At 71.7% G+C, this 26,595-nt stretch carries 18 protein-coding genes; 14 read left to right on the top strand and 4 right to left on the bottom strand.

Translation table 11 applies throughout. The features are described from left to right. Positions 1-95: 95 nt before the first annotated feature. The 3 genes from ACZ6S8_RS27385 (at position 96) to ACZ6S8_RS27375 (ending at position 4,120) form a co-directional block, all read left to right on the top strand. Positions 96-1,037, top strand: coding sequence for a FadR/GntR family transcriptional regulator (locus tag ACZ6S8_RS27385; protein WP_469460057.1), 942 nt, complete (start codon positions 96-98; stop codon positions 1,035-1,037). A 464-nt stretch (positions 1,038-1,501) separates the two neighbouring features. Further along, on the top strand, positions 1,502-3,088 hold the full coding sequence (locus tag ACZ6S8_RS27380) for an RNA polymerase sigma factor (protein ID WP_469460056.1): 1,587 nt from the start codon (positions 1,502-1,504) through the stop codon (positions 3,086-3,088). 96 nt (positions 3,089-3,184) lie between these two features. Continuing rightward, positions 3,185-4,120, top strand: coding sequence for a serine protease (locus ACZ6S8_RS27375; RefSeq protein WP_469460055.1), 936 nt, complete (start codon positions 3,185-3,187; stop codon positions 4,118-4,120). A 216-nt stretch (positions 4,121-4,336) separates the two neighbouring features. Here the strand turns inward: ACZ6S8_RS27375 and ACZ6S8_RS27370 are convergent, their stop codons facing one another. After that, entirely contained in the window at positions 4,337-4,573 is a 237-nt protein-coding gene (locus tag ACZ6S8_RS27370; RefSeq protein ID WP_351273481.1) for a DUF7455 domain-containing protein, read from the bottom strand. 447 nt (positions 4,574-5,020) lie between these two features. On the opposite strand from ACZ6S8_RS27370, the gene ACZ6S8_RS27365 reads away from it, so the two are divergent. The 3 genes from ACZ6S8_RS27365 (at position 5,021) to ACZ6S8_RS27355 (ending at position 9,376) form a co-directional block, all read left to right on the top strand. Next, on the top strand, positions 5,021-7,141 hold the full coding sequence (locus ACZ6S8_RS27365; protein WP_469460054.1) for a DNA gyrase/topoisomerase IV subunit B: 2,121 nt from the start codon (positions 5,021-5,023) through the stop codon (positions 7,139-7,141). Positions 7,142-7,301: 160 nt separating this feature from the next. Next, a complete protein-coding gene (locus ACZ6S8_RS27360; protein WP_469460053.1) occupies positions 7,302-7,787 on the top strand; it encodes a DUF485 domain-containing protein in 486 nt (161 codons plus the stop codon). Next, positions 7,784-9,376: a solute symporter family protein gene (locus ACZ6S8_RS27355; protein ID WP_469460052.1), complete on the top strand. Its 1,593-nt coding sequence runs from the start codon at positions 7,784-7,786 to the stop codon at positions 9,374-9,376. Before ACZ6S8_RS27360 ends, ACZ6S8_RS27355 begins: the two co-directional genes overlap by 4 nt. 60 nt (positions 9,377-9,436) lie before the next feature. Here ACZ6S8_RS27355 and ACZ6S8_RS27350 read toward each other — a convergent pair whose 3' ends face one another. Both ACZ6S8_RS27350 and ACZ6S8_RS27345 read right to left on the bottom strand, forming a co-directional pair. Continuing rightward, a complete protein-coding gene (locus ACZ6S8_RS27350; RefSeq protein ID WP_469460051.1) occupies positions 9,437-10,144 on the bottom strand; it encodes a response regulator in 708 nt (235 codons plus the stop codon). Beyond that, positions 10,141-11,757 (bottom strand): sensor histidine kinase, encoded by a 1,617-nt coding sequence (locus tag ACZ6S8_RS27345; RefSeq protein ID WP_469460050.1) that lies wholly within the window; start codon positions 11,755-11,757, stop codon positions 10,141-10,143. Before ACZ6S8_RS27345 ends, ACZ6S8_RS27350 begins: the two co-directional genes overlap by 4 nt. 216 nt (positions 11,758-11,973) lie before the next feature. Between ACZ6S8_RS27345 and ACZ6S8_RS27340 the strand changes: the two genes are divergently transcribed. From ACZ6S8_RS27340 to ACZ6S8_RS27315, 6 genes are all read left to right on the top strand, one after another. Further along, complete coding sequence (locus ACZ6S8_RS27340; protein WP_469460049.1) at positions 11,974-16,260, top strand: galactose-binding domain-containing protein; 4,287 nt, start codon at positions 11,974-11,976, stop codon at positions 16,258-16,260. A gap of 204 nt (positions 16,261-16,464) precedes the next feature. Further along, complete coding sequence (locus tag ACZ6S8_RS27335) at positions 16,465-17,475, top strand: LacI family DNA-binding transcriptional regulator (RefSeq protein ID WP_469460048.1); 1,011 nt, start codon at positions 16,465-16,467, stop codon at positions 17,473-17,475. A gap of 214 nt (positions 17,476-17,689) precedes the next feature. Beyond that, positions 17,690-19,090, top strand: coding sequence for an ABC transporter substrate-binding protein (locus ACZ6S8_RS27330; protein ID WP_469460047.1), 1,401 nt, complete (start codon positions 17,690-17,692; stop codon positions 19,088-19,090). A gap of 103 nt (positions 19,091-19,193) precedes the next feature. Beyond that, complete coding sequence (locus ACZ6S8_RS27325) at positions 19,194-20,102, top strand: carbohydrate ABC transporter permease (protein ID WP_469460046.1); 909 nt, start codon at positions 19,194-19,196, stop codon at positions 20,100-20,102. 28 nt (positions 20,103-20,130) lie between these two features. Next, positions 20,131-21,006, top strand: coding sequence for a carbohydrate ABC transporter permease (locus tag ACZ6S8_RS27320; RefSeq protein WP_386530598.1), 876 nt, complete (start codon positions 20,131-20,133; stop codon positions 21,004-21,006). Between the two features lie 58 nt (positions 21,007-21,064). After that, a complete protein-coding gene (locus ACZ6S8_RS27315) occupies positions 21,065-22,672 on the top strand; it encodes a glycoside hydrolase family 13 protein (RefSeq protein WP_469460045.1) in 1,608 nt (535 codons plus the stop codon). Between the two features lie 156 nt (positions 22,673-22,828). Here ACZ6S8_RS27315 and ACZ6S8_RS27310 read toward each other — a convergent pair whose 3' ends face one another. Continuing rightward, on the bottom strand, positions 22,829-24,058 hold the full coding sequence (locus ACZ6S8_RS27310; protein WP_469460044.1) for a citrate synthase: 1,230 nt from the start codon (positions 24,056-24,058) through the stop codon (positions 22,829-22,831). A 70-nt stretch (positions 24,059-24,128) separates the two neighbouring features. Here ACZ6S8_RS27310 and ACZ6S8_RS27305 point away from each other — a divergent pair, with 70 nt between their 5' ends. Both ACZ6S8_RS27305 and ACZ6S8_RS27300 read left to right on the top strand, forming a co-directional pair. Then, on the top strand, positions 24,129-25,277 hold the full coding sequence (locus ACZ6S8_RS27305; protein ID WP_469460043.1) for a citrate synthase/methylcitrate synthase: 1,149 nt from the start codon (positions 24,129-24,131) through the stop codon (positions 25,275-25,277). 14 nt (positions 25,278-25,291) lie between these two features. Further along, positions 25,292-26,476: a CobW family GTP-binding protein gene (locus ACZ6S8_RS27300; protein ID WP_469460042.1), complete on the top strand. Its 1,185-nt coding sequence runs from the start codon at positions 25,292-25,294 to the stop codon at positions 26,474-26,476. Positions 26,477-26,595 lie beyond the last annotated feature (119 nt).

The raw sequence follows: 26,595 nt of genomic DNA, 5'->3' as shown, positions 1-26,595 counted from the left end.
CCCTCCGGCGTGCAGCGGATCGCAACTCTCCATAAAAGGCCCGGTTCTTTACGATAAGTCGTCAATTGCGTAGGTGGCACCGATCACCCTTTCGTGTGCTTTTCACCAAAGACCTCAAGGGCGATGGAGGCACGGCCGACAAAGGATTCGTGAGTACCCTTGCGCACACCATGATGACCGCCGCCCGCCATGCCGACTCCGGTCTCGCCGGCCCGGGCGATCTCGACCGCTACCCCTACGCGGAAACCCCCGGGTCCGACCGCGTCGCAGCGCCCCACTGGGACGGCGCCGACGTCGAGTTGAGCCGCGTGGGCCGCCGCGCGGCAGGCAGCCGCGGCCGCGGACTGCACGGCCAACTCGTCCAGCAACTCGGCCAGATGATCGTTTCCGGCGACCTCGGCGCGGACCGCCCGCTGGTTCCGGAGGAGATCGGCCAGCGTTTCGAGGTCTCCCGCACGGTCGTCCGCGAATCGCTGCGGGTCCTGGAGGCCAAGGGCCTCGTCAGCGCCCGCCCCAACGTCGGCACCCGGGTCCGCCCGGTCGCCGACTGGAACCTGCTCGACCCCGACATCATCGAGTGGCGCGCCTTCGGTCCCCAGCGCGACGAGCAGCGCCGCGAGCTGGGCGAGCTCCGCTGGACCATCGAGCCGCTCGCCGCCCGCCTGGCGGCCGGCCACGGCCGCCCGGACATCCAGCAGCGGCTCGCCGACATGGTCGAGATCATGGGCCACGCCCTCGGCCAGGGCGACTCGATCACCTTCGCGCGCGCGGACAACGAGTTCCACGCGCTCCTCATCCAGGTCGCCGCGAACCGCATGCTGGAGCACCTCTCCGGCATCGTCTCCTCCGCCCTCCAGGTCTCCGGCAGCCCCATCACCGCCTGCGACCGCCCGAGCGAGACCTGCGTGGCGCACCACGCGCGGATGGTCGACGCCATTGCCGCCGGTGACGCGGTCGGTGCCGAGAACGCCATGCGCCAGCTCCTGACGGTGCATCCGGAGGTCGAGCGCGTGGTGCCCGCCCCGCGCGAGCACTGACGGGCTCACGCGCGGGGGCGCGGGGGCGCACGACTTGTCGCCGGGCCCGGTCGGGTCCGGCGACACGGGCGTCCGGCCCCGTTCGGCCTACGCCGCCGCGGCCGAGCCCGACCCCCGCGGCGCCCGCCGGCCCCCGTCGGCCACGCCGGGCGCGTACGCCCGCGGCCTTGCGGTGACCGGGTCGTGGCCGTGCCGGAACCGGCGGGTACGACCGTATGACCTCCGTACGCGCATACGGGGTGTGACTCGGGCCACGAAGATTGGGCGTAACGCTCCGCGAGGTCTCGCGATGACCTAAGAGGTGATGGCCGACGGAGGGAATGCAGCAGCCCTTGGGGGTGCTGCGCAGCTCCCCGGCCCCTGCCCGCGCCGCCGGCCCATCCCCAGTCGGTGGTCGTCGGCTCCGGTCCAGCACCACCAGGCCCGGGGTCGGAAGCCGTTTCCATCGTTCCGAGAGGTTGTTCGTGTCGGCCAGCACATCCCGTACGCTCCCGTCGGAGATCGCCGATTCCGAGTCCGTGATGGCGCTCATCGAGCGGGGCAAGGCCGAGGGGCAGATCGCCGGCGATGACGTGCGTCGGGCCTTCGAGGCTGACCAGATTCCTGCGACCCAGTGGAAGAATGTTCTGCGCAGCCTCAACCAGATCCTCGAGGAAGAGGGTGTGACGCTGATGGTCAGTGCCGCGGAGTCGCCCAAGCGCGCCACCCGCAAGAGCGTCGCAGCGAAGACCCCGGCCAAGCGCACGGCGACCAGGACCGTCGCCGCGAAGACGACGGCTGCACAGCCCACGGCCACCGCGACGACCGGGGCACCCGCGACCGGAACGACGGACCCGGACACCGCGGACGCCGTGGCGGAGGAGACCGGGACCGGAGCCGAGCCCGCGGCGAAGAAGGCGGCGGCGAAGAAGACCGCCGCCAAGAAGGCCGCGCCCGCCCGGAAGACCGCTGCCAAGAAGACCGCGGCGAAGAAGACCGCCTCCAAGAAGGACTCCGACGACGGCGGGGACGGGGCCGCGGAAGACGGGCCCGAGGCCGCCAAGGGCGAGTCCGAGGAAGAGGAGGAGGGCGGGGAGAACAAGGGCTTCGTCATCTCCGACGACGAGGACGACGCCCCCGCCCAGCAGGTCGTGGTCGCCGGCGCGACGGCCGACCCGGTCAAGGACTACCTCAAGCAGATCGGCAAGGTGCCGCTCCTCAACGCCGAGCAGGAGGTCGAGCTGGCCAAGCGCATCGAGGCGGGCCTGTTCGCCGAGGACAAGCTGGCGAACTCCGACAAGCTGGCGCCCAAGCTCAAGCGCGAGCTGGAGATCATCGCCGAGGACGGCCGCCGCGCGAAGAACCACCTGCTGGAGGCCAACCTCCGCCTCGTGGTCTCCCTCGCCAAGCGCTACACCGGCCGCGGCATGCTCTTCCTGGACCTGATCCAGGAGGGCAACCTGGGCTTGATCCGCGCCGTGGAGAAGTTCGACTACACCAAGGGCTACAAGTTCTCCACGTACGCCACGTGGTGGATCCGGCAGGCGATCACCCGGGCCATGGCCGACCAGGCCCGCACGATCCGCATCCCGGTGCACATGGTCGAGGTCATCAACAAGCTCGCCCGCGTGCAGCGCCAGATGCTCCAGGACCTGGGCCGCGAGCCCACCCCGGAGGAGCTGGCCAAGGAACTCGACATGACCCCCGAGAAGGTCATCGAGGTCCAGAAGTACGGCCGCGAGCCCATCTCCCTGCACACCCCGCTCGGCGAGGACGGCGACAGCGAGTTCGGTGACCTGATCGAGGACTCCGAGGCGGTCGTCCCGGCCGACGCCGTCAGCTTCACGCTCCTGCAGGAGCAGCTGCACTCCGTGCTCGACACCCTCAGCGAGCGCGAGGCCGGCGTGGTCTCCATGCGCTTCGGCCTCACCGACGGCCAGCCCAAGACCCTCGACGAGATCGGCAAGGTCTACGGGGTCACGCGCGAGCGGATCCGCCAGATCGAGTCCAAGACGATGTCGAAGCTGCGCCACCCCTCCCGTTCCCAGGTGCTGCGCGACTACCTGGACTGACCGGCCGGGGCGGTCGCCGGTGGTCGCGCGGGTGCGCACGGCCACCGGGCATCCCACTCTGGGTGGAGTCATGCACACTCGGAGTCAGGAGGCCTCATGCGTCGTCCCTTTGCCCGCGCTCTGGCGGGCGCGCTGACCCTGGCGGCGGGCGCGGCCGCGGCGCCGCTGGCCCAGGCGCCGCAGGCGGCCGCGGACAGCGTGGTGATCGGCGGTAAGCCGGTCAAGGTCGCGGACAGCCCCTGGGTCGTCGCCCTCGCCAGCCGTGACCGGTTCGGGGGTACGCGGGGCGGGCAGTTCTGCGGGGGAGTCATCGTGGCCCCGGCCAAGGTGCTGACCGCGGCCCACTGCCTGGGCCGCGAGGTGCTGGGCGGTCCCGTCGAGTCCGTCGCCGACCTGCGGGTCGTCGCCGGGCGCACCGAGCTCCGGGCGGCCGACGGCCGGGAGATCGCGGTGCGCGGCGCCCGGGTGAACCCCGCCTACGATCCCGCCAGCAACGCCGGAGACCTCGCCGTGCTGGAGCTGGCCGAGGCGGTGCCGGCCCACCACGTGCTGCCGATGGCCGGTGCGGGGCACCCCGCGTACGAGCCCGGGACCGAGGCGACCGTCTACGGCTGGGGCGACACCAGCGGCTTCGGTGACTACGCGTACGGGCTCCGGGCGGCGCGGGTGACCGTACTGGCGGACGAGGTCTGCGCGCGTGCCTACCCGGGGGACGCCGACGGGCAGTACCGGGCCGAGTCCATGGTGTGCGCGGGGGACGGGAAGGGCGGCAAGGACGCCTGCCAGGGCGACAGCGGCGGGCCGCTGGTGGCCGGGGGGCGGCTCATCGGGCTGGTGTCGTGGGGACGCGGTTGCGGGCGGGCGGACAGCCCGGGGGTGTACACGCGCATCGCACCGCTGACCGACTTCGTGACGGGCCCGGAGAGCGGCTCGGAGCGGTCCGGTGCCCCGGAGGACGCGCAAGCCGTCCGCGGGGGCTCCGCGGGGGCTGCAGGGGCCGTACGGGGGCAGGCCGCTCGCGAGGGCGAGTAGCCGGACGTATGACGGCGGCCGCCCTCGAGGGGGCGGCCGCCGTCATACCTCCCACGAGGGGAGGTACCGAGACCGTACGGGGGCGCCGTGGGGGCGGGGCCGGGCACGGTCCGCGTCCGGACATGAGGACGGGCGCCGCCCCTGGGTCACAGGGGGAGCGCCCGTCGACCGGCCTGGCCGGTCCTGGCTCGTCGGATGCGAGGTGCAGGCCTTGTGTCAGCGGTCCTCGGGTTCGGCGGCAGTCGCTGCCGGAGCGGACGTGAGCCGCTCGGTCTCATCCTGTATTTCCGCGGCGATCTTCTTGAGTTCCGGCTCGAACTTGCGTCCGTGGTGGGCGCAGAAGAGCAGTTCACCGCCGCTCAGCAGGACGACGCGCAGATATGCCTGGGCGCCGCAACGGTCGCATCGGTCAGCGGCCGTCAGCGGGGTCGCGGGTGTCAGAACAGTAGTCACGTCGCCTCTTCTCTAGCTCGACGAGCTGTCGTACCAGGGTCAACATCCAACCAGGCCGAAAACGTTCCCGCTCGCGGCTTTTCCTCGAAACTTCCTTCCGAAGCTGGCCGGCTGTTGCCGGTTGGCGGCGAAGGAGCCGTATTGCGTTGCTTTACGGTTTCGCGTTGTCAGTCGTTGGCTTCTTGCAGTTCCATCCTCCCCGGCGTGAGTGCCAGGTTGTTCATGAGGACGTGCCCGAACACTAAATGGTTCATGCCTGGAAGGGAACGTGATGTTTGCTTCACCCCCACGGGGGATCGAACAACCGTGCGGGTCTGCACTAGGCTGAGCGGCGCGCGAGGGTGGCGTTACATCGGCTCTACCAGGCCTCGGTACCCTTCGACCGGCAACCAAGCCACCCCTGCGCCCGACCGGGCCAGAAAAGAAATTCAGCGAGGAGCGAACTGCGTGACCGCCGACACGTCCGTGCCTTCCAGCGCGCTGCTGTCCGGAGCAGACCGGGACGGTTCCAACTACACCGCGCGGCACCTGCTCGTCCTCGAGGGGCTGGAGGCCGTCCGCAAGCGCCCCGGCATGTACATCGGGTCCACCGACAGCCGGGGCCTCATGCACTGCCTGTGGGAGATCATCGACAACTCGGTCGACGAGGCCCTGGGCGGCTACTGCGACCACATCGAGGTCATCCTCCACGAGGACGCCTCCGTGGAGGTCCGGGACAACGGCCGCGGCATCCCCGTGGACGTCGAGCCCAAGACCGGCCTGTCCGGCGTCGAGGTCGTCATGACCAAGCTGCACGCCGGCGGCAAGTTCGGGGGCGGCTCGTACGCGGCCTCCGGCGGCCTGCACGGCGTCGGCGCCTCCGTGGTCAACGCCCTCTCCGCCCGCCTGGACGTCGAGGTCGACCGCAACAGCGCGACGCACGCCATCAGCTTCCGCCGCGGCGTCCCCGGGATGTTCACCGAACAGGGCCCCGACAGCCCCTTCGACCCCGCCAACGGCCTGCGCAAGGCCAAGCGGGTCCCCAAGGGCCGCACCGGCACCCGGGTCCGCTACTGGGCGGACCGGCAGATCTTCCTCAAGGACGCCCGGCTCAACCTGGACACCCTCTACCAGCGCGCCCGCCAGACCGCCTTCCTCGTCCCCGGCCTGACCCTGGTCGTGCGCGACGAGCGCGGCCTCGAAGGCTCCGGGAAGACCGAGGAGACCTTCCGCTTCGACGGGGGGATCAGCGAGTTCTGCGAGTACCTCGCCCAGGACAAGGCCGTCTGCGACGTGCTGCGCCTGACCGGCAGCGGCACCTTCAAGGAGACCGTGCCGGTCCTGGACGACCGCGGCCACATGACGCCCACCGAGGTCACCCGCGAGCTCGGCGTGGACATCGCCCTGCGCTGGGGCACGGGCTACGAGACCAACGTCAAGTCCTTCGTGAACATCATCGCCACCCCCAAGGGCGGCACCCACATCTCCGGCTTCGAGCGCTCGATCGCCAAGACCGTGAACGAGGTGCTGCGCTCGGCGAAGCTGCTGCGCGTGGCCGAGGACGACGTGGTCAAGGACGACGCGATGGAGGGCATGACGGCCGTCGTCACCGTCCGCCTCGCCGAGCCGCAGTTCGAGGGCCAGACCAAGGAGGTGCTCGGCACCTCCGCGGCCGCCCGGATCGTCGCCGCGGTGGTGGCCAAGGAGCTCAAGGCGTTCCTGACCTCCACCAAGCGCGACGACAAGCAGCAGGCACGCTCCGTGATGGAGAAGATCGTCGCGGCGGCCCGGACCCGGATCGCGGCCCGCCAGCACAAGGAGGCCCAGCGCCGCAAGACCGCCCTGGAGTCCTCCTCGCTGCCCGCCAAGCTGGCCGACTGCCGCAGCGACGACGTCGACCGCAGCGAGCTCTTCATCGTGGAGGGCGACTCCGCCCTGGGCACCGCCAAGCTCGCACGCAACTCCGAGTTCCAGGCCCTCCTGCCCATCCGCGGCAAGATCCTCAACGTCCAGAAGTCCTCCGTCTCGGACATGCTCAAGAACACCGAGTGCGGCGCGATCATCCAGGTCATAGGAGCCGGCTCGGGCCGGACCTTCGACATCGACGCCGCCCGCTACGGCAAGATCGTCCTCCTCGTCGACGCCGACGTCGACGGCGCGCACATCCGCTGCCTGCTGCTCACGCTCTTCCAGCGGTACATGCGGCCGATGGTCCAGGCGGGCCGGGTCTTCGCGGCCGTGCCGCCGCTGCACCGGATCGAGCTGGTCCAGCCCAAGAAGGGCCAGGACAAGTACGTCTACACCTACTCGGACAACGAGCTGCGCCAGACCCTGCTGGAGTACCAGCGCAAGAACATCCGCTACAAGGACTCGATCCAGCGGTACAAGGGCCTCGGCGAGATGGACGCGGACCAGCTGGCGGAGACCACCATGGACCCCCGTTTCCGTACCCTGCGCCGGATCAACATCGGCGACCTGGACGGGGCCGAGCAGGTCTTCGACCTGCTCATGGGCAACGAGGTCGCCCCCCGCAAGGAGTTCATCACCAGCTCCGCTGCGACGCTGGACCGCTCGCGCATCGACGCCTGACCCGGCGCGGGCGACCGGCGCGCTCCGAGCGACGGTCCACCGGCGCTCTCCACCCCATCACCTGATGGAGTGAAGAGCGCCGGGACACCAGTACGGAAGGCGGCCACTCGACACATCCTTGGGGCACGCGGCCAATGCGGCGGCGGACAAGGAGAGTTCGGTGGACAAGCACGCAGGTCGCGATGCCGGAACGATCCGGCTGGACGACCCCTGGTACGACGCGCTGGCCGTCGGCTGGGGCGAGGGTGAGGAAACGTCCCCGCCGAGCCCGGCCCCCGGAGGCCGGCCCGCACCCGGCGCATCCGACATCTACCTCGAAGTGCAGCGGAGCGCGGCCTTCCAGGAGGTCCGCAGCCGCTACCGCAGGTTCGTCGTCCCCGCGACCGCCGGCTTCTTCCTCTGGTACGTGGCCTACGTGGTCGCCGCCACCGCGGCGCCCGGCTTCATGGCCCGGCCCGTGGCGGGCGCGGTCAACGTGGCCATGCTGGCGGGGCTCGGGCAGTTCCTCAGCACCTTCCTGCTGACCTGGGCGTACGCCCGGCACGCGCGGCTGCGCCGGGACCGGGCCGCCCTCGACCTGCGCTGGACGGTCTTCGAGCAGGAACGCGGCCAGGAGCGCAGCCGGGCGAGGGGAAGCGGCCGGTGACCACCGAACACCAGACACTCGCGCTGATCCTCTTCAGCCTCTTCATCGCCGTCACCCTGGGCATCACCACCTGGGTCAGCCGCAACCGGCACGGTTCGGCGGAGGAGTTCTACGCGGGCGGGCGGCTCTTCTCGCCCATGGAAAACGGTTTCGCCATCGCGGGCGACTACATGTCCGCCGCCTCCTTCCTGGGCATCTCCGGACTGATCGCCCTCTTCGGCTACGACGGCCTGCTGTACTCGGTGGGCTTCCTCGTCGCCTGGCTGGTCGTGCTGTTCCTGGTCGCCGAGCTGGTCCGCAACTGCGGCCGCTTCACCCTCGCCGACGTGGTCGCCGCCCGGATGAGCGAGCGGCCGGTGCGGATCGCGGCCGGCACCTCCTCGGTCGTCGTCTCGGTGCTCTACCTCGTCGCGCAGATGGTCGGCGCGGGCAGCCTGGTCGGCCTGCTGCTCGGAAACTCCAGCGCCGCGGCCCGCACGCTGACCGTGATCGGCGTCGGCGCGCTGATGGTGGTCTACGTGTCCTTCGGCGGGATGCGGGCCACCACCTGGATCCAGATCGTCAAGGCCGTGCTGCTGATGGGCGGGGCGATCACCCTGACCGTGCTCGTCATGCTCCGCTTCCACGGGAACTTCGACCAGCTGCTCACCAGCGCCGCCGACCGCAGCGGCCACGGGGCGCGCTTCCTCGGCCCGGGCCTGAAGTACGGCGGCGACTGGACCGCCCGCATCGACTTCATGAGCCTCGGCCTCGCGCTGGTCCTCGGGACCGCCGGGCTGCCGCACATCCTGTCGCGGTTCTACACCGTGCCCACCGCGCGGGCGGCCCGCCGGTCGGTGGTCTGGGCGATCGGGCTCATCGGCGGCTTCTACCTGATGACCATCGTGCTCGGCTTCGGGGCCGCCGCGCTGGTGGGACCCGACGCGGTGCGGGCCTCCAACGCCTCCGGGAACACGGCGGTGCCGCTGCTGGCCGCCTTCCTCGGCGGGGGCGCCGGTTCCACCGGGGGCGCGGTGCTCTTCGCGTTCGTGGCGGCCATCGCCTTCGCGACCATCCTCGCCGTGGTCGCCGGGATCACCCTGGCCTCGTCGGCGTCCGTCGCGCACGACCTGTACGCCTCGCTGAAGCGCCGGCACGCCCGGCAGCGCAGCGAGGTGTCCGTGGCCCGTGGCGCCGCCGTCGGGATCGGGGCGGTGGCGATCGCCCTCGGACTGCTCGCCCAGGACCTGAACGTGGCCTTCCTGGTGGGGCTGGCCTTCGCGGTGGCCGCGTCGGCCAACCTGCCGGTGCTGCTGTACTCGCTCTTCTGGCGGGGGTTCACCACGCGGGGGGCCGTCTGGTCGGTGTACGGCGGGCTGGTTCCGGCCGTACTGCTGGTCCTGGTCTCGCCGGTGGTGTCCGGCAGCCCGGAGTCGCTCTTCCCGGGGGCGGACTTCCAGCTCTTCCCGCTCCAGAACCCCGGGATCGTCTCGATCCCGCTGGGCTTCCTGGCGGGCTGGCTGGGCACGGTCACGTCGGGCGAGGAGCCCGACGAGAAGCGGCACGCGGAGACCGAGGTCCGTTCCCTCACGGGAGCCGGGGCGGTCTGAGCCGGGAGGCCGGCGCCGGGCGCTCCGCCCCGGGCCGCCGGTGCCGGCGGAGGCGGGGGCTCAGGCGCCCTCCGAGGGGAGCCAGGTGTAGCGGTGCTCGGGGCGGCCCGTCTCGCCGTAGCGCAGGGCCAGGGTGACCCGGCCGGCGCGGTCGAGGAGCTTCAGGTACCGCTGGGCGGTCTGGCGGCTGATGCCCGCGCGGTCGGCGATCTGCTGGGTGGACAGCGGTCCGCCGGCGGAACGGAGCACCCGGCGGACCAGGTCCGCGGTGGTGGGGGAGTGGCCCTTGGGCAGTTCGTTGGGGGCCCCGGCGGCGGCCAGGGCGCCGAAGATCCGGTCCACCTCGTCCTGCTCGGCCTCGCCTCCGGTCGCCAGGGTGCGGCGCAGCGCCCCGTACGCCTCCAGCCGGCTGCGGAGGCCCGCGAAGGTGAAGGGCTTGACCAGGTACTGGAGCGCGCCGAGGCGCATGGCGGCCTGTACGGTCGCCAGGTCCCGGGCGGCGGTCACCATGATCACATCGGTGCCCTGGCCGCGCTGGCGCAGGCGGCGCACCAGGTCGAGGCCGTTCTCGTCCGGCAGGTAGTGGTCGAGGAGGATCAGGTCCACCCGGTGGGACGCGAGGAAGGCGAGGGCCTCGGCGGCGGAGTGGGCCTGCGCGGCCACGCGGAAGCCGGGCACCTTGGCCACGTACGCGGCGTTGATGCGGGCGACGCGCACGTCGTCGTCGACGACCAGTACGTCCAGGACACCGCCGGCGGTCCCGGTCATCGCAGCGCCTCCGGGAGGACGACGGAGAACTCCGCCCCGCCGTCCGCCGCCGCGCCGGCCCGGGCGGTACCGCCCTGCCGCTCCGCGAGGCGACGTACGAGGGCCAGGCCGAGCCCGCGCTCGCGGTGGGCCCGGGGCTGCTTGGTCGACCAGCCCTCGGTGAAGATCTCCTCGCGGCGCGCGGCGGGGACACCGGGCCCGCTGTCGCGCACCCGCAGTACGGCGGAGCGGCCTTCGGCGCGCAGCTCCACCTCGACCAGCGGCTCCGCGGAACCGGTGGCGGCGTCCAGCGCGTTGTCGACGAGGTTGCCGACGATGGTGACCAGGCCGCCCGGATCGACCAGCCGGTCGGGGAGGAGCGTGGCCGCGGCGAGCCGCAGCGGGACGCCGCGCTCCGCCGCCACGGTGGCCTTGCCCACCAGGAGGGCGGCCAGCAGCGGGTCGTGCACCTTCTCGGTGACCTGTTCGGCGGTGGTCCGGTGCACGCCGGCGACCTCGGTGACGAACTCCACCGCCTCCTCGTGCAGGCCCAGCTCCAGCAGGCCGAGGAGGGTGTGGAGCCGGTTCGCGTGTTCGTGGTCCTGAGCGCGCAGGGCGTCGATCAGGCCCCGCGTGGAGTCGAGCTCGCGGCCGAGGTGTTCCAGCTCGGTGCGATCGCGCAGCGTGGCGACGGCGCCGCCGTCCTCGGTGGGCATCCGGTTGGCGACCAGGACCCGCGGGCCCTGGACGGTCAGCAGGTCCCGGCCGGTGACCCGGCCGGAGAGGACGTCGGCGGTACGGCCCGTGCCGAGCACGTCGTCCAGCGGGCGTCCGGCCAGGGAGGCGGCGGAGTCCGGGGCGAGCCCCAGCAGACGGGCGGCCTCGTCGTTGACCAGCCGGACCCGGCCGTGGCGGTCGAGGGCGATCACCCCCTCGCGGATGGAGTGCAGCATCGCCTCGCGCTCGGCGAGCAGCCCGGCGATGTCGGAGAAGGCCAGGTCCTGGGTCTGCCGCTGGATCCTGCGGGACAGCAGGTAGGCGGCGAGGGCACCTGCCGCCAGGGCGCCGCCGGCGTAGGCGAGCAGGCCTGGGATGGCTCCGAGCAGCCGGTCGCGGACGCTGTCGTAGGCGATGCCGACCGAGACGGCGCCGACGATCTCGCCGTCCGCGGCGACGAGCGGCACCTTGCCGCGGGCGGAGCGGCCCAGCGTGCCGTCGTCGATCTCCATCACCTCGCGGCCCGCCAGGGCGTCGGCGGGGTCGGTGGAGACGGGCAGCCCGATGCGCTCGGCGCTGGGGTGCGAGCGGCGGATGCCGTCCAGGCCGAGCACGACCACGTACTCGGCGCCGGTCGCCCGGCGGATCCGTTCGGCGGAGGCCTGCACCGGGCCGTCCGCCGAGGCCTCCGAGCCGAGGAGGTCGGCGGCCAGCGACGGGTCGGCCGCCGCGCTCTGCGCGATGGCCAGCGCGCGCCGCATGGCCTGGTCGTCGAGCTGAGCGCCGAGCGGGGCCAGGAACAGGCCCGTGGCCAGCACGACGACCCCGCCGGCGATGGCCAGCTGGGTCAGCAGGATCTGGGAGACCGCCCGCCTGGGCAGCCCGAGGCGCCGAGCGCTCAGGAGGTGGAACCGCATGAGGAGCAACGGTAGGTCGGCTGGGGCGTAAGCGGAATTTCCACGGTGCACGCAAATCACTTGCGTGATTTGCGCCCAGCTTGCGCAAGAGATGAAGCCATGAAAGTGCGGTCAGAGCAGTAGACGAGTCAGCAAAGCTCTGCAACTCTCGCACCGCACGACGCAAATTCCTGTCTCACCTGGTTCAGAAAACTCATGCCCGAGGGACGAGGACATATGAGAAGGCTTCATTGGAGAGGGCGGGTCCTGGCCGCCGTCATCAGCACGGCCCTGTTGATGATGGGCTGGCCCGCCCTGACCGCCGCAGCCGCCGGTGGTCCGAGCATCGCCGCGGGCCGACCCGCGGCCGCGAGCAGTACCAACGGCGCGTACACCGCCGCCAACATCACCGACGGCAACCAGTCGACCTACTGGGAGAGCGCGGGCGCCGCCCTCCCGCAGTGGGTGCAGACCGATCTGGGCGCCACCACCCGCATCGACCAGGTGGTGCTCAAACTGCCCGCCGCCTGGGAGACCCGCAGCCAGACCCTGTCCGTCCAGGGCAGCGCCGACGGCACCAGCTTCAGCACCCTGGTCAACCCGGCCTCCTACACCTTCGGCCAGGGCAGCGGGAACACGGTGACCGTCACCTTCCCCGCCACCCAGACCCGCCACGTGCGGATCAACATCACCGCCAACACGGGCTGGCAGGCCGCGCAGCTCTCCGAACTGGAGGTCCGCGCCGCCGGCGGCTCCTCCGCCAACCTGGCCCTGGGCAAGACCCTGACCGCCAGCAGCAACACCCAGGCCTACGTACCGGCCAACGCCAACGACGGAAACGCCGCGAGCTACTGGGAGAGCGTCAACAACGCACTGCCCCAGTGGATCCAGGCCGACCTCGGCTCCTCCGTCCGCGTCGACCGCGTGGTCCTGCGGCTCCCCGAGGGCTGGGGCGCCCGCACCCAGACCCTGAAGATCCAGGGCAGCGCCAACGGCTCGGACTTCACCGACCTCACCGCCTCCAAGGCCTACGACTTCGCCCCGGCCGGCGGCAACGCGGTGTCCGTCACCTTCGACGCCGCGACGACCCGGTACCTGCGCGTGCTGATCTCGCTCAACTCCGTCCAGCCCGGCGGACAGCTCTCCGAGCTGGAGATCTACGGTCCGCAGACCGGGGACACCCAGGCCCCCTCGGCCCCGTCCGGTCTGGCTCTGACCGAGCCCGCCACCGGCCAGGTCAAGCTCACCTGGCAGGCCTCCACCGACAACGTCGGCGTCACCGGTTACGACGTGTACGCCGACAACCAGCTGCGGACGAGCGTCGCGGGCGCCGTGACCACCTTCACCGACACCCAGCCGGCCGGTGCGACCGTCACCTACTTCGTGCGCGCCAAGGACGCCGCCGGCAACCAGTCGCCGAACAGCAACAGCGTCACCCGCACCGGTGACACCGGCGACACGCAGGCTCCGACCGCCCCGTCCGGTCTGGCCCTGACCGAGCCCGCCGCCGGCCAGGTCAAGCTCACCTGGCAGGCCTCCACCGACAACGTCGGCGTCACCGGTTACGAGGTCTACGCCAACAACCAACTGCGCACGAGCGTCGCGGGCGCCGTGACCACCTTCACCGACACCCAGCCGGCCAGTGCGACCGTCACCTACGTCGTGCGCGCCAAGGACGCCGCCGGCAACCGCTCCGGCGACAGCAACTCCGTCACCCGCAACGGTGCCGGGGGCGGCGGCTCCAACCTGGCCGTCGGCAAGCCGATCACCGGCTCCTCCGTGATCCACACCTTTGCCGCGGAGAACGCCAACGACAACAGCACGGCCACCTACTGGGAGGGCGCGGCCGGCGCCTACCCCAGCACCCTCACGGTCAGGCTCGGCGCGAACGCCGACACCGACCGCGTCGTCCTCAAGCTCAGCCCGGACAGCTCCTGGGGCGCCCGCACCCAGAACATCCAGGTCCTCGGCCGCGAGCAGAGCGCCCAGGCCGTCACCAGCCTCGTCGCCGCCAAGGACTACGCGTTCGACCCGGCGACCGGGAACACCGTCACCATCCCGCTGACCGCCCGCGTCGCGGACGTCCAGCTGCGGTTCACCTCCAACACCGGCTCCTCCAACGGGCAGATCGCGGAGTTCCAGGTCATCGGCGTCCCGGCGCCCAACCCCGACCTGGTGGTCACCGCGCTGAGCGCGGCCCCCGCCGCCCCGGTCGAGTCGGACCCCGTCACCCTGTCCGCGACCGTCAAGAACGCCGGCCCGGCTCCCGCCGCGGCCACCGCCGTCACCTTCCAGCTCGGCGGCGCGAAGGCCGGTTCCGCCGCCGTACCGGCGCTCGCCGCGGGTGCCTCGGCCACCGTCACCGCCGCCATCGGCCCGCGCGACGCCGGTACGTACCCGCTGAGCGCGATCGTCGACGAGGCGAACACGATCGTCGAGCAGAACGACACGAACAACACCTTCACCGGAGCGCCGCTGGTGGTCCGCCCCGTCGACAGCTCCGACCTCGTCGCCTCGGCCGTGACCTGGTCGCCGAGTGCCCCGTCCGCGGGCCAGCCGGTGAACTTCGCCGTCACCGTCCGCAACCAGGGCACCGTCGCGGCGGCCGCCGGAACGCACGAGATCACCCTCACCCTGCTGGACGCGGGCGGCGCCACCGTGCGCACCCTGACGGGCTCCTTCAGCGGCGCCCTCGCCGCCGGCGCCTCCACCGCCCCGATCGCGCTCGGCAGCTGGCCGGCAGCCAACGGCAAGTACACCGTCAGGACGGTCCTCGCCGCCGACGCCAACGAGCTGCCGGTCAAGCGCGGCAACAACACCTCCACCAAGCCGTTCTTCGTCGGCCGCGGGGCGAACATGCCCTTCGACATGTACGAGGCCGAGGACGGCGTCGTCGGCGGCGGAGCCGCGGTGGTCGGCCCCAACCGGACGATCGGCGACATCGCGGGCGAGGCCTCGGGCCGCAAGGCCGTCAGCCTCGACGCGACCGGCGAGTACGTGGAGTTCACCACCCGGGCCGCCACGAACACGCTGGTCACGCGGTTCTCCATCCCCGACGCGCCGGGCGGCGGAGGCATCGACTCCACGATCAACGTCTACGTCAACGGCGTTCTCAAGAAGACCCTGCCGCTGACCTCCAAGTACGCCTGGCTCTACGGGGCCGAGGCCTCCCCGGGCGACTCGCCCGGCTCCGGCGCCCCCCGGCACATCTACGACGAGGCCAACATCCTGCTGGGCGAGACCGTCCCGCAGGGCAGCCGGATCCGCCTCCAGAAGGACGCGTCCAACACCTCCGTCTACGCGATCGACTTCGTGAGCCTGGAGCAGGCCGCCGCGATCCCCAACCCGGACCCGACGGCCTACGCCGTACCCGCCGGCCTGACCCACCAGGACGTGCAGAACGCCCTGGACAAGGTCCGGATGGACACCACCGGCAAGCTCGTCGGCGTCTACCTGCCGCCCGGCGACTACCAGACGGCCAGCAAGTTCCAGGTGTACGGCAAGGCCGTGCAGGTGGTCGGGGCCGGGCCGTGGTTCACCCGCTTCCACGCCCCGTCGACCCAGGACAACACCGACATCGGCTGGCGTGCGGAGGGCACCGCGAAGGGCTCGTCGTTCACGGGCTTCGCCTACTTCGGCAACTACACGTCGCGCATCGACGGCCCCGGCAAGGTCTTCGACTTCGCCAACGTCTCCGACATCACCATCGACAACATCTGGAACGAGCACATGGTGTGCCTGTACTGGGGCGCCAACACCGACCGGATCACCATCAAGAACTCCCGGATCCGCAACATGTTCGCCGACGGCATCAACATGACCAACGGCAGCACGGACAACCTCGTGACGAACAACGAGGCGCGGGCCACGGGGGACGACAGCTTCGCGCTGTTCTCCGCGATCGACGCGGGCGGCGCGGACATGAAGAACAACGTCTACGAGAACCTGACCACGATCCTGACCTGGCGCGCGGCGGGCGTCGCCGTCTACGGCGGCTTCAACAACACCTTCCGCAACATCCACATCGCCGACACCCTCGTCTACTCGGGCATCACCATCAGCTCGCTGGACTTCGGGTATCCGATGAACGGGTTCGGGACCGATCCGACGACCTTCGAGAACATCTCGATCGTCCGGTCCGGCGGCCACTTCTGGGGCGCGCAGACCTTCCCGGGGATCTGGATCTTCTCGGCCTCCAAGGTCTTCCAGGGCATCCGCATCAACAACGTCGACATCGTCGACCCGACGTACAGCGGAATCATGTTCCAGACCCAGTACGTGGGAGGACAGCCCGTCAACCCGATCAAGGACACCGTCCTGAGGGACATCACGATCACCGGCGCGAAGAAGAGCGGTGACGCCTTCGACGCGAAGTCGGGCTTCGGTCTCTGGGCGAACGAGATGCCCGAGGCGGGGCAGGGTCCCGCGGTCGGCGAGGTCACCTTCCACAACCTGAAGATGAGCGACAACGCGGTGGACGTGCGGAACACGACGTCCACGTTCAGGATCAACCAGCTGCCGTGATCGTGCGCGGGCGGGGTGCCCTTCCGGGGGTGTCCCGCCCGCGTCGCTCCCACCGGTTCCACCCCATCGGTTCCATCCCGCCGACCGTGTTCTGCCGGCGTCCGCAAGCCCGCAGCCGACCCCTTCCGAGCCGCCCTCGCGTGCGTCAAACTGGTTGTAATCGAACTGCAAGGAACTTGCATTCCTTGCGCTACTCTTGCGTTCATGACGCGACGACTTGCTCAAGTGGCGAAGAAGGTGGGAGTCAGCGAGGCAACGGTCAGCCGGGTGCTCAACGGCAAGCCGGGCGTCTCGGAGGCGACCCGACAGTCCGTGCTCACGGCCCTCGACGTCCTCGGCTACGAGCGCCCCACCCAGCTGCGCGGCGAGCGGGCCCGGCTGGTCGGACTGGTCCTGCCCGAGCTGCAGAACCCCATCTTCCCGGCCTTCGCCGAGGTCATCGGCGGCGCCCTGGCCCAGCAGGGCCTGACGCCGGTGCTGTGCACCCAGACCACCGGCGGCGTGTCCGAGGCCGACTACGTCGAGCTGCTGCTCCAGCAGCAGGTGTCCGGGGTCGTCTTCGCCGGAGGTCTCTTCGCGCAGGCCGACGCCCCGCACGAGCACTACCGGCTGCTCTCGGAACGCAAGGTGCCGGTGGTGCTGATCAACGCCTCCATCGACGACCTCGGGTTCCCGTGCGTGGCCTGCGACGACGCGGTCGCGGTCGAACAGGCCTGGCGCCACCTGGCCTCCCTCGGGCACGAGCGGATCGGCCTGGTGCTGGGACCGCCCGACCACATGCCCTCGCTGCGCAAGCTGGTCGCCGCCCAGGCGGTGGTCGCCGCCGCCGGCGCCGAGCTGCCCGCCGCCCACGTCGAGCGGACCCTGTTCTCGCTGGAGGGCGGCCACGCGGCCGCCTCCCGGCTGCTGGACCGCGGGGTCACCGGCATCATCTGTGCGAGCGACCCGCTGGCCCTGGGGGCGGTGCGGGCCGCGCGCCGCCGGGGGCTGGACGTGCCCCGGGAGGTCTCCGTGGTGGGGTACGACGACTCCGCGTTCATGAACTGCACCGAACCGCCCCTGACCACTGTCCGGCAGCCCATCGAGGCCATGGGCCGGGCCGCGGTCGAACTGCTCACCGCGCAGATCCAGGGGGCCGCCGTGCAGCCCGGAGAACTGCTCTTCGAGCCGGAGCTGGTGGTCCGCGGCTCCACGGCGCAGGCGCCGCGCCGGTAGGGCGCGCAGGGCCCGTACGGCCCGCAGGCGAAGCGACCAGGGCTTCGGAACGTCCACTCGGACGCTCCGGAGCCCTTTTTGCGTCCGGTGTCCGACGTTCCACTGTCAATGACTTACGAAATCTGCGCGAGATATTGCGTTCATCTGTGGGTGGTGGTTGAGTGTGCCGCGCTCGCCCCCACGCCTCCTGCCCGATGCTCGAAGGGGTCCACCGATGAGAACCAACGTCCGCCGCAACGTCGCGGCCGCCCTCGCCTCCACGCTCGCCGTCACCGCCCTCGCGGCCTGCGGTACGAGCAGCAGCGGCGGCGACGACAAGCCCCAGGCCGACGGGAGTTCGGCCGACGCCACCGCCCCGCTCGACCCGAAGGCCAAGGTCACCCTCTCCATCGACTGCATGCCGCCCGCGGCCAAGGCGGCCGAGCTCAAGGAGTGGAAGGAGGACGTGGCGGAGTTCAACAAGACCTATCCGAACGTCACCATCGAAGGCCGCTCCACTCCCGGTCAGTGCCTGGAGCCCCCGCGCTTCACCGCGATGCTCAAGGCCAAGTCCCAGCCGGACGTCTTCTACGCCTACTTCACCGACCTCCAGCAGGTGCTGGACAACGACGGGGCGCAGGACATCTCCGCGTACGTCACCCCCGCATCGGTCCCGGCGCTCGGCGACATCGACAAGAACGTGATGGACGTCCTCAAGCGCGACGGCAAGCTCTACGGCCTCCCCACCAGCAACTACACGATGGGCCTGCTGGTCAACCGGGGGCTCTTCCAGCGGGCGGGCCTCGACCCCGACAACCCGCCGCGCACCTGGGAGGAGGTCCGGGCGGCCGCCAAGAAGATCGCGGCCCTCGGCAACGGCGTCGCCGGCTTCGGCGAGTACAGCGTCGAGAACACGGGCGGCTGGCACTACACGGCCACCATGTACGGCCTCGGCGGCGACATCGTCGGCGCCGACGGGAAGGCGGCCTTCAACAACCCCACCGGCCGGCAGATCGTCGACAACCTCCGCGCCATGCGCTGGGAGGACGACAGCATGGGCAAGACCCAGCTGCTCAAGTGGGGCGACCTGCAGAAGCAGATGGCCTCGGACAAGCTCGGCATGTTCCTCGCCGCGCCCGACGACATCACGTACATGGTCCAGCAGCTCGGTGCCAAGTACGACAACTTCGGCATGGGCCCCATCCCCGGCGGCGCGGCCACCCTGGCCGGCGGCAACGGGTACATGATCAAGAAGGGCAGCTCGCCGGACAAGGTCAAGGCCGCCGTCGCGTGGCTGAACTTCAAGACCCTCACGATCGGCAAGGGCCAGTTCCAGTACGACCGGAGCAAGGCCGACGGCCTGCCGGTCGGTCTGCCCCAGCCCGCCTTCTTCACCGGCGCGGGCAAGACCAAGGACGACGGGCTGAAGGCGGCGAGCGCCACCATGCCGGTCGCCAACTTCAAGCCCTTCCTCGACAACCCGGTGCCCGGCAAGGCCGAGCCGGTGAAGGCGCAGGAGGTCTACAAGGTCCTCGACAAGGTGATGTCGGGCGTCCTCACCAACAAGGACGCCGATCCCGCCCAGCTCCTCGGCGACGCGGAGAAGGCGGTCAACCAGGTGCTGGGGAACCAGTAGCGGCCCGGGTGGGTCCGGCGGTGAGCCTCCCCGCCCCCCGGTCCCACCCGCCCCACTTTTCCCCCCACCCGAACGGCGACGATCCACCAAGGAGCGAGCGGCGATGTCGGCCCCCACCCTGCCCCGGGACTCCCGCGCGGAGTTCCTGCGGGCCTTCAAGCGCAACCTCACGGCCCACGGCTTCCTGATCGGCGCCGTCCTCTGCTTCTCCTTCTTCTCCTGGTACCCGATGGTCCGGGAGTTCCTGCTGGCCTTCCAGAAGACCGAGGGCGGCGCCACCCGCTGGGTCGGCTGGGACAACTTCCGCTACGTCTTCGCGGACCCGAACGTCTGGCAGGCCTGGCGCAACACCCTGCTCTTCACCGGCCTCGCCCTGCTCTTCGGGTTCCTGGTCCCCTTCGTGGTCTCCCTCGTGCTGAACGAGTTCCGCCACGCGCAGGGGTACCTGCGGCTGCTCGTCTACCTGCCGGTGATGATGCCGCCGGTGGCCTCGGTCCTGCTCTTCAAGTACTTCTACGACCCCGGTTACGGCCTCTTCAACCGGGCGCTGGAGTTCCTGCACCTCCCGCCGCAGGACTGGCTCCAGTCCACCGACACCGCGATGCTCTCGGTCGTCATCGCCTCCACGTGGATGAACATGGGCGGTGCGACCCTGATCTACCTGGCCGCCCTCCAGGGCGTCCCGGGCGAGCTGTACGAGGCCGCCGAGCTCGACGGGGCCGGTCTGCTGCGCAAGATCTGGCACGTCACGATCCCGCAGACCAAGCTCATCCTCTCGCTCATGCTGCTGATGCAGATCATCGCGACGATGCAGGTCTTCGTCGAGCCCTTCCTGCTGACCGGCGGCGCCGGCCCGGAAGGCTCGACCACCACCGTCGTCGTCCTCATCTACCAGTACGCCTTCAGCTTCAACCAGTACGGCGGCGCCGCGGCCCTGGGTCTGTGCCTGCTCGTCCTGCTCGCGGGCTTCTCCGCCCTGTACGTCCGCCTCAGCCGCGACAACGAGAACTGACCAGGAACCCGCCGGGGGAGTACTTCACATGGCAGAGCGCACGCTGATATCGCCGGCCCAACTCGGCCGCACCCGGGGCAGGATCCTCTACTGGACCGTCCTCGTCCTGGTCGTGGCCGGCTTCACCCTCGTCTTCCTCGGCCCCCTCTACTGGATGGTCGCGGGCGGCCTCAAGAGCACCGAGGAGTTCGCCCGGGTCCCGCCGACCCTGGTGCCCGATTCCCTGCACACCGCCAACTACGAAGCCGCCTGGAAGGTGATGGACCTCGCCAAGCTGCTGTTCAACACCCTCTACTACGCTTTCGGAGCCCTCGCCTTCCAGCTCGTCCTCGACGTGGCCGCCGCCTACTCGCTGTCCCGGCTGCGGCCCGTCTTCGGCAAGGCCGTGCTCGGCATGATGCTCGCGACCCTGATGATCCCGGCGACGGTCCTCGTCGTACCGCAGTACCTCACGGTCCTGGACATGCCGATCATCGAGCGGAACCTGCTCAACACGCCCTGGGTGATCTGGCTGCCGTCCGTCACCAACGCCTTCAGCATCTTCCTGCTGAAGCGGTTCTTCGACTCCATCCCGCAGGAGATCCTCGACGCCGCCGCCATCGACGGGGCGAGCGCCCTGCGCATCCTGCGCTCCATCGTCCTGCCGATGTCGCGGCCCATCCTCGGGGTCGTGTCGATCTTCGCGATCGTCGGCGTCTGGAAGGACTTCCTCTGGCCCATGCTGACCCTTCCGGACCCGGCCCTGCAGACGCTCAACGTCGGCATCTACTCGCTGGCCTCGGGCGTCCCCGAGAACCACCTCATCGCCGCCCTCGCGATGGCCTCGGCGCCCACGCTCGTCATCTTCCTGATCTTCCAGCGCAACATCATGAGCGGCCTGACGGCGGGCTCCCTCAAGGGCTGACCACCCCGAGCCCATCTCCGCCGCCGCGCCCGGCCGCCCCCTGCGAAAGGACCCCTCCGTGGCTGACTTTCCCCTGCCCCGACCCGCCGCCGACTGGTGGCGCACGGCCGCCATCTACCAGGTGTACGTACGCAGCTTCGCCGACGGCGACGGGGACGGCACCGGTGACCTCGCAGGCGTCCGGGCCCGCCTCCCGTACCTCGCCGACCTGGGCGTGGACGCCCTCTGGTTCACCCCCTGGTACCTCTCCCCGCTCGCGGACGGCGGCTACGACGTCGCCGACTACCGCACCATCGACCCCGCCTTCGGCACCCTGGCCGAGGCGGAGAAGCTCATCGCCGAGGCCCGCGAGCTGGGCATCCGCACCCTCGTCGACATCGTCCCGAACCACGTGTCCGACCAGCACGCCTGGTTCCGGGCGGCCCTCGCCGCCGGCCCCGGCAGCCCGGAGCGGGAGCTGTTCCACTTCCGACCCGGCCGCGGCGAGCACGGCGAACTGCCGCCCGGGGACTGGCCCTCGCAGTTCAACGGCGCCGACACCTGGACGCGGGTGCCGGACGGGGAGTGGTACCTGCACCTCTTCACGCCGCAGCAGCCCGACCTCAACTGGGACCACCCGGCCGTGCGCCGGGAGCACGAGGAGGTGCTGCGCTTCTGGTTCGAGCGCGGGGTGGCCGGCGTACGGATCGACTCCGCCGCGCTGCTCGCCAAGGACCCCGCCCTGCCCGACCTGGCCGGCCGCTCGCCGGAGCCCTGGCCGGGCGAGATCCACCCGTACATCGACCGCGACGAACTGCACCCCGTCTACCGCTCGTGGCGGGCGATCGCCGACGAGTACGGTGCGATCTTCGTCGGGGAGGTCTGGCTGCCGGACTCCGAGCGGTTCGCCCGCTACCTGCGCCCCGACGAGCTGCACACCGCGTTCAACTTCTCGTTCCTCAGCTGCCCGTGGGACGCGGAGCGGCTGCGCACCTCCATCACGGAGACCCTCTCCGAACACGCCCCGGTCGGGGCCCCGGCCACCTGGGTCCTCTGCAACCACGACGTGACCCGCACGGTCACCCGCTACGGCCGCGCCGACACCGGCTTCGACTTCGCGGCCAAGGCCTTCGGCACCCCCACGGACCTGGAGCTCGGCACCCGGCGGGCGCGCGCCGCGGCCCTGCTGACGCTGGCCCTGCCCGGCGCCGTGTACGTCTACCAGGGCGAGGAACTGGGGCTCCCCGAAGCCGACGTGCCGACCGGCCGCATCCAGGACCCGATGCACTTCCGCTCCGGCGGCACCGACCCCGGGCGGGACGGCTGCCGGGTGCCGCTGCCCTGGACGGCCGAGCCCTGGAGCGACCCGTGGCTGCCGCAGCCCGCGGACTGGCCGGCGTACGCGGCCGACCGGCAGGACGGCGACCCGGACTCCATGCTCACCCTCTACCGCACCGCCCTCGGGCTGCGCCGCGCGGCGGCCGGCTTCGGCGGGGGCGGGTTGGAGTGGCTGCACGCGCCGCCCGGGGTGCTGGCGTTCGCCCGGCCCGACGGGCTGGTCTGCGTGGTCAACCTGTCCCGGGAACCGGTTCCGCTGCCGGCCGGCACGAGCCTCCTGCTGGGCAGCTCCGCCCTTGACGACACGGGGCTGCTCCCGCAGGACACGGCGGTCTGGCTGCGGACCTGACGCCGCAGCCGGACCGCCGGCACCACCGCCCGCGCGGCCGGGCGCACCGGGCGCACCGGGCGCCGGAGGAACCGCGGGGGCCCTGAGCCGCGGGGTCCCGCGGGCTTCCGGCGGACCCCCGGGGCCGGCGGGCGCGGGCCGGGGGGCCCGTGCCCGTCACGGCATCGGCTGCGGCGGGCGCGGACCCTGGTACCGGCCGCTGGGCCGCATGCGCAGCGGCCGCTCCTCGTACTCCTCCAGCGCGTGGGCGATCCAGCCCGCCGTGCGCGCCACCGCGAACACGGTCTCCCCGGCCTCCGCACGCATTCCGTACGACAGCGTCAGCACGGCGAGCGCCAGGTCCACGTTGGCGTGCAGCCCGGGCCTGCGGGCCGCGGCCGTGGCCACCACCTCCCGGGCGGCCGCCAGCGCGGGCCCCGCCTGCGGCAGTGCCTCCAGGCGGGCGAACAGGGCGCCGGCCCGAGGGTCCTCGCCCCGGTACAGCCGGTGCCCGAGGCCCGGAACGGGCCGTCCCGCCCGCAGGTGGTCGGCGACGACGGACGCGGCGCCGCCCCGCTCCAGCGCCTCGGCCAGCATTCCGTGCGCGAGCCGCCCCGCCGCACCGTGCAGCGGCCCTTCCAGGGCGCCGAGTCCGGCCGACACCACCGCGTACGGATGGGCCCGCGCCGACGCGGCCACCCGTACGGCCAGGGTCGACGCGGCCAGGTCGTGGTCGATCAGCAGCCCGAGCGCCAGGTCGAGCACGGCCAGCGCGTCCGGATCGGGCTCCCGCTCCGTCAGCCGCGGCCACAGCTGCCGGGCGGTGCGGCCGTCCCCGGCCCACTGCGCCCGGCCGAGCACCGGCAGGGCTCCGACCAGCGTCGGGATCAGGCAGCGCGCAGAGCCCAGTACGGCCTCGGGGGCGAGGTCGAAGCGCAGCGGGTCCGAGACGGCGGCGGCGGCCGTCGCCACCCGCAGCCGGTCGACCGGCCCGCTGTGTCCGGGCAGCGCGGCCACCGCCCGCCGGGCGGCCGCCAGGGTGTCGGGCGGAGCGGTGAACCGGGCGCCGCGGGGGAGGGCGCCGGTCCAGAGCCACTCGGCGACCTCTTCGCAGGGGTGCGCCGTGGCCAGCTCCACCGCGTCGACGCCCCGGTAGTAGTACCGGTCGTCCTCGATGAGGGTCAGCGAGGTCCGTACGGAGAGGTCCCCCGCCGGGACCGCTGCCGCCTCGCGCCTGCTGCGCACGGCGAGCGCCTCCACCTCGTGCGCGGCGAAGGTGCTGCCGCGCCCCACCGGGTCCCGCCGGCTCGTGAGCTGGCCGCGGCTGACGTACGCGTACACGGTCGCGGGCTTCACCCCGAGCAGCTCCGCGGCCTGCCGGGTGGTGAGGCGTTGCTCTTCGTCCATGCACGGCACTCTATACAGATTGATTCAATCAATATTGACAATGATTGTATCCATCATCGATGGTCGATCCATGAACACCACCGTCGAAGTACCCCGCGGTCTCGCGGGAGTCGTGGTCACCGAGACCGACATCGGGGACGTCCGGGGCCGCGAAGGCTTCTACCACTACCGCCAGTACTCGGCCGTCGAGCTCGCCGGCAGCCGGAGCTTCGAGGACGTCTGGCACCTGATGTTCCGCGGCACGCTCCCGTCGGACGCCGGGCGGGCCGCCTTCGCCGCCGAGATCGCCCCGCTGCGCCGACTGCCCGCCGCGGTCCGGGACGCCCTGCCGGGAATCGCCCGGGCCACCGCCCTCTCCGGTCCCCTCGCCGGACTGCGGACGGCCCTCTCGCTGCTGGGCGCCTCCGCGGGCTTCCGCCCGGTCTACGACCTCGATCCCGACCGCCGGGCCGCCGACGCGCTGGCCGCCTGCGCCGCCGTACCGACCCTGCTCACCGCGCTGCACCGGCTGGGTCAGGGGCAGGAGCCGGTCGAGCCGCGCGACGACCTCCCCTACGCCGCCAACTACCTCTACATGCTGACCGGCGGCGAACCCGACCCGGTCAGGGCCCGCGCGGTCGAGCAGTACCTCATCTCCACCGTCGACCACGGGTTCAACGCCTCGACCTTCACCGCCCGCGTCATCGCCTCCACCGGCGCCGACGTCGCGGCCTGCCTGACGGGCGCCGTCGGCGCCCTCTCCGGACCGCTGCACGGCGGCGCCCCGAGCCGGGCCCTGGACACCCTCGACGCCATCGGCACCGTCGAGCGCATCGAGCCGTGGATCCGCGAGCGGGTGCTCGCCGGCGACCGGATCATGGGCTTCGGGCATCCCGTCTACCGCACCGAGGACCCGCGCTCGCGCATGCTCCGCGACATCGCGCTGGGCTTCGGCGGCCCGCTCGTCGACTTCGCGGTCGAGGTCGAGCGCCAGGTCGAGCGGATCCTCGCCGAGCTCAAGCCCGGCCGCGAACTGCACACCAACGTGGAGTTCTACGCGGGCGTGGTCATGGAGCTGTGCGGTCTGCCGCGCGCCATGTTCACGCCGACGTTCTGCGCGGCCCGCGTCGTCGGCTGGAGCGCGAACGTGCTCGAACAGGCAGCAGACTCGAAGATCATCCGTCCCGCCGCCCGCTACACCGGACTCCCCGCTCCGCAGCCGGTCCCGGCCGCGGGCTGACTACGATCGACCGGGTGAACAGCAGGCAGCCCGTCCCCGTCGTCGTCCTCGCCGGTTTCCTCGGCTCGGGCAAGACCACCGTGCTCAACCACCTCCTCACCCATCGCGGAGGCACCCGCATCGGAGTCGTCGTCAACGACTTCGGCTCGATCGAGGTCGACGCCATGTCCGTGGCCGGCCGGCTCGGCGACTCGATGGTCTCCCTCGGCGGCGGATGCCTGTGCTGCGCCGTCGACGGCAGCGAGCTCGACGCGTACCTGGAGAAGCTGGCGGCGCCCGCCCACCGCATCGACGTCATCGTCATCGAGGCGAGCGGGCTGGCCGAACCCCAGGAGATGATCCGGATGCTGATGGCCAGCGAGAACCCGGACGTCCGCTACGGCGGCCTGGTGCAGGTCGTGGACGCGGCGGAGTTCGACGCGACCCGGGACAAGCACCCGGAGACCGACCGGCACCTGGCGGTCGCCGACCTGGTGGTGCTCAACAAGACCGACCGGGTGGACCCCGCCGAGCGGGCCCGGATCGAGGGGGTCCTCGACACCCTCTGCGCCGCCGGTACCCCGCGGATCGGCGCCGACCACGGCCGGATCGATCCGGAGCTCCTCTTCGACCGCCGGCCCTGGACCGAGACCCGCGGACAGCTCTCCTTCGAGGACCTGCTCGCGGAGACGGACGGCCCCGGCCCCGGCGCGCACCACGGGCAGGGCCACGGGCAGGGCCACGAGGCGTGTCACGCGCGGGATCCCGGTCACGCACACGGCCCCGGTTGTGGCCACGGCCGCGGGGCCCACCCGCACGCGGCGTACGAGAGCGTGGAGTTCACCTCCGGCGAGGCCCTCTCCCCGCGCCGCTTCATCGACTTCCTCGACCTCCGCCCGCCGGGCCTCTACCGGATCAAGGGCTTCGTGTACTTCGGGGTCCCCGGGCACGGGGAGCGGTACGAGGTCCACGCGGTCGGCCGCTTCCTCCGCTTCGCCCCCCAGCCGTGGGGGCGGGGCGAAGAGCGCCTGAGCCGGCTGGTCCTGATCGGCTCCGGCATCGACGCGGCCGGGCTGCTCCGCGACCTGGAGGCCTGCCGCGAACCGGCCCCGCACGAACTGGGCCCCGAGAGCATGTGGGGCGTACTGCGGTACGTGGCCCGTCCGGAGCAGGAGCAGGAGCGGTCTCAGGAGCAGGAAGCCGGCCGTACCGAGGACTGATGGCGCGACGGCGCGCAGCCGGCGGGCGGTCGCCGGCGGCCGGGAGACCCAGGTCACACCCGTCCGTGTCACAGGGCGTCGGGCCACCCCGTCCCAAGGGGTGGAGCCACGGACGACCA

The sequence above is a fragment of the Streptomyces sp. NPDC048461 genome, from assembly GCF_055587105.1.
The sequence above is the reverse complement of the archived record's forward strand: the minus strand, read 5'-3'. Positions and strand labels throughout refer to the sequence as shown.

Coding starts and splice junctions, on each gene's coding strand:
- ACZ6S8_RS27375 (WP_469460055.1), top strand. CDS start 3,185: ATGCGTCGTCCCTTTGCCCGCGCTCTGGCGGGCGCGCTGACCCTGGCG.
- ACZ6S8_RS27350 (WP_469460051.1), bottom strand. CDS start 10,144: ATGACCGGGACCGCCGGCGGTGTCCTGGACGTACTGGTCGTCGACGAC.
- ACZ6S8_RS27345 (WP_469460050.1), bottom strand. CDS start 11,757: ATGCGGTTCCACCTCCTGAGCGCTCGGCGCCTCGGGCTGCCCAGGCGG.
- ACZ6S8_RS27340 (WP_469460049.1), top strand. CDS start 11,974: ATGAGAAGGCTTCATTGGAGAGGGCGGGTCCTGGCCGCCGTCATCAGC.
- ACZ6S8_RS27335 (WP_469460048.1), top strand. CDS start 16,465: ATGACGCGACGACTTGCTCAAGTGGCGAAGAAGGTGGGAGTCAGCGAG.
- ACZ6S8_RS27330 (WP_469460047.1), top strand. CDS start 17,690: ATGAGAACCAACGTCCGCCGCAACGTCGCGGCCGCCCTCGCCTCCACG.
- ACZ6S8_RS27325 (WP_469460046.1), top strand. CDS start 19,194: ATGTCGGCCCCCACCCTGCCCCGGGACTCCCGCGCGGAGTTCCTGCGG.
- ACZ6S8_RS27320 (WP_386530598.1), top strand. CDS start 20,131: ATGGCAGAGCGCACGCTGATATCGCCGGCCCAACTCGGCCGCACCCGG.
- ACZ6S8_RS27310 (WP_469460044.1), bottom strand. CDS start 24,058: ATGGACGAAGAGCAACGCCTCACCACCCGGCAGGCCGCGGAGCTGCTC.
- ACZ6S8_RS27305 (WP_469460043.1), top strand. CDS start 24,129: ATGAACACCACCGTCGAAGTACCCCGCGGTCTCGCGGGAGTCGTGGTC.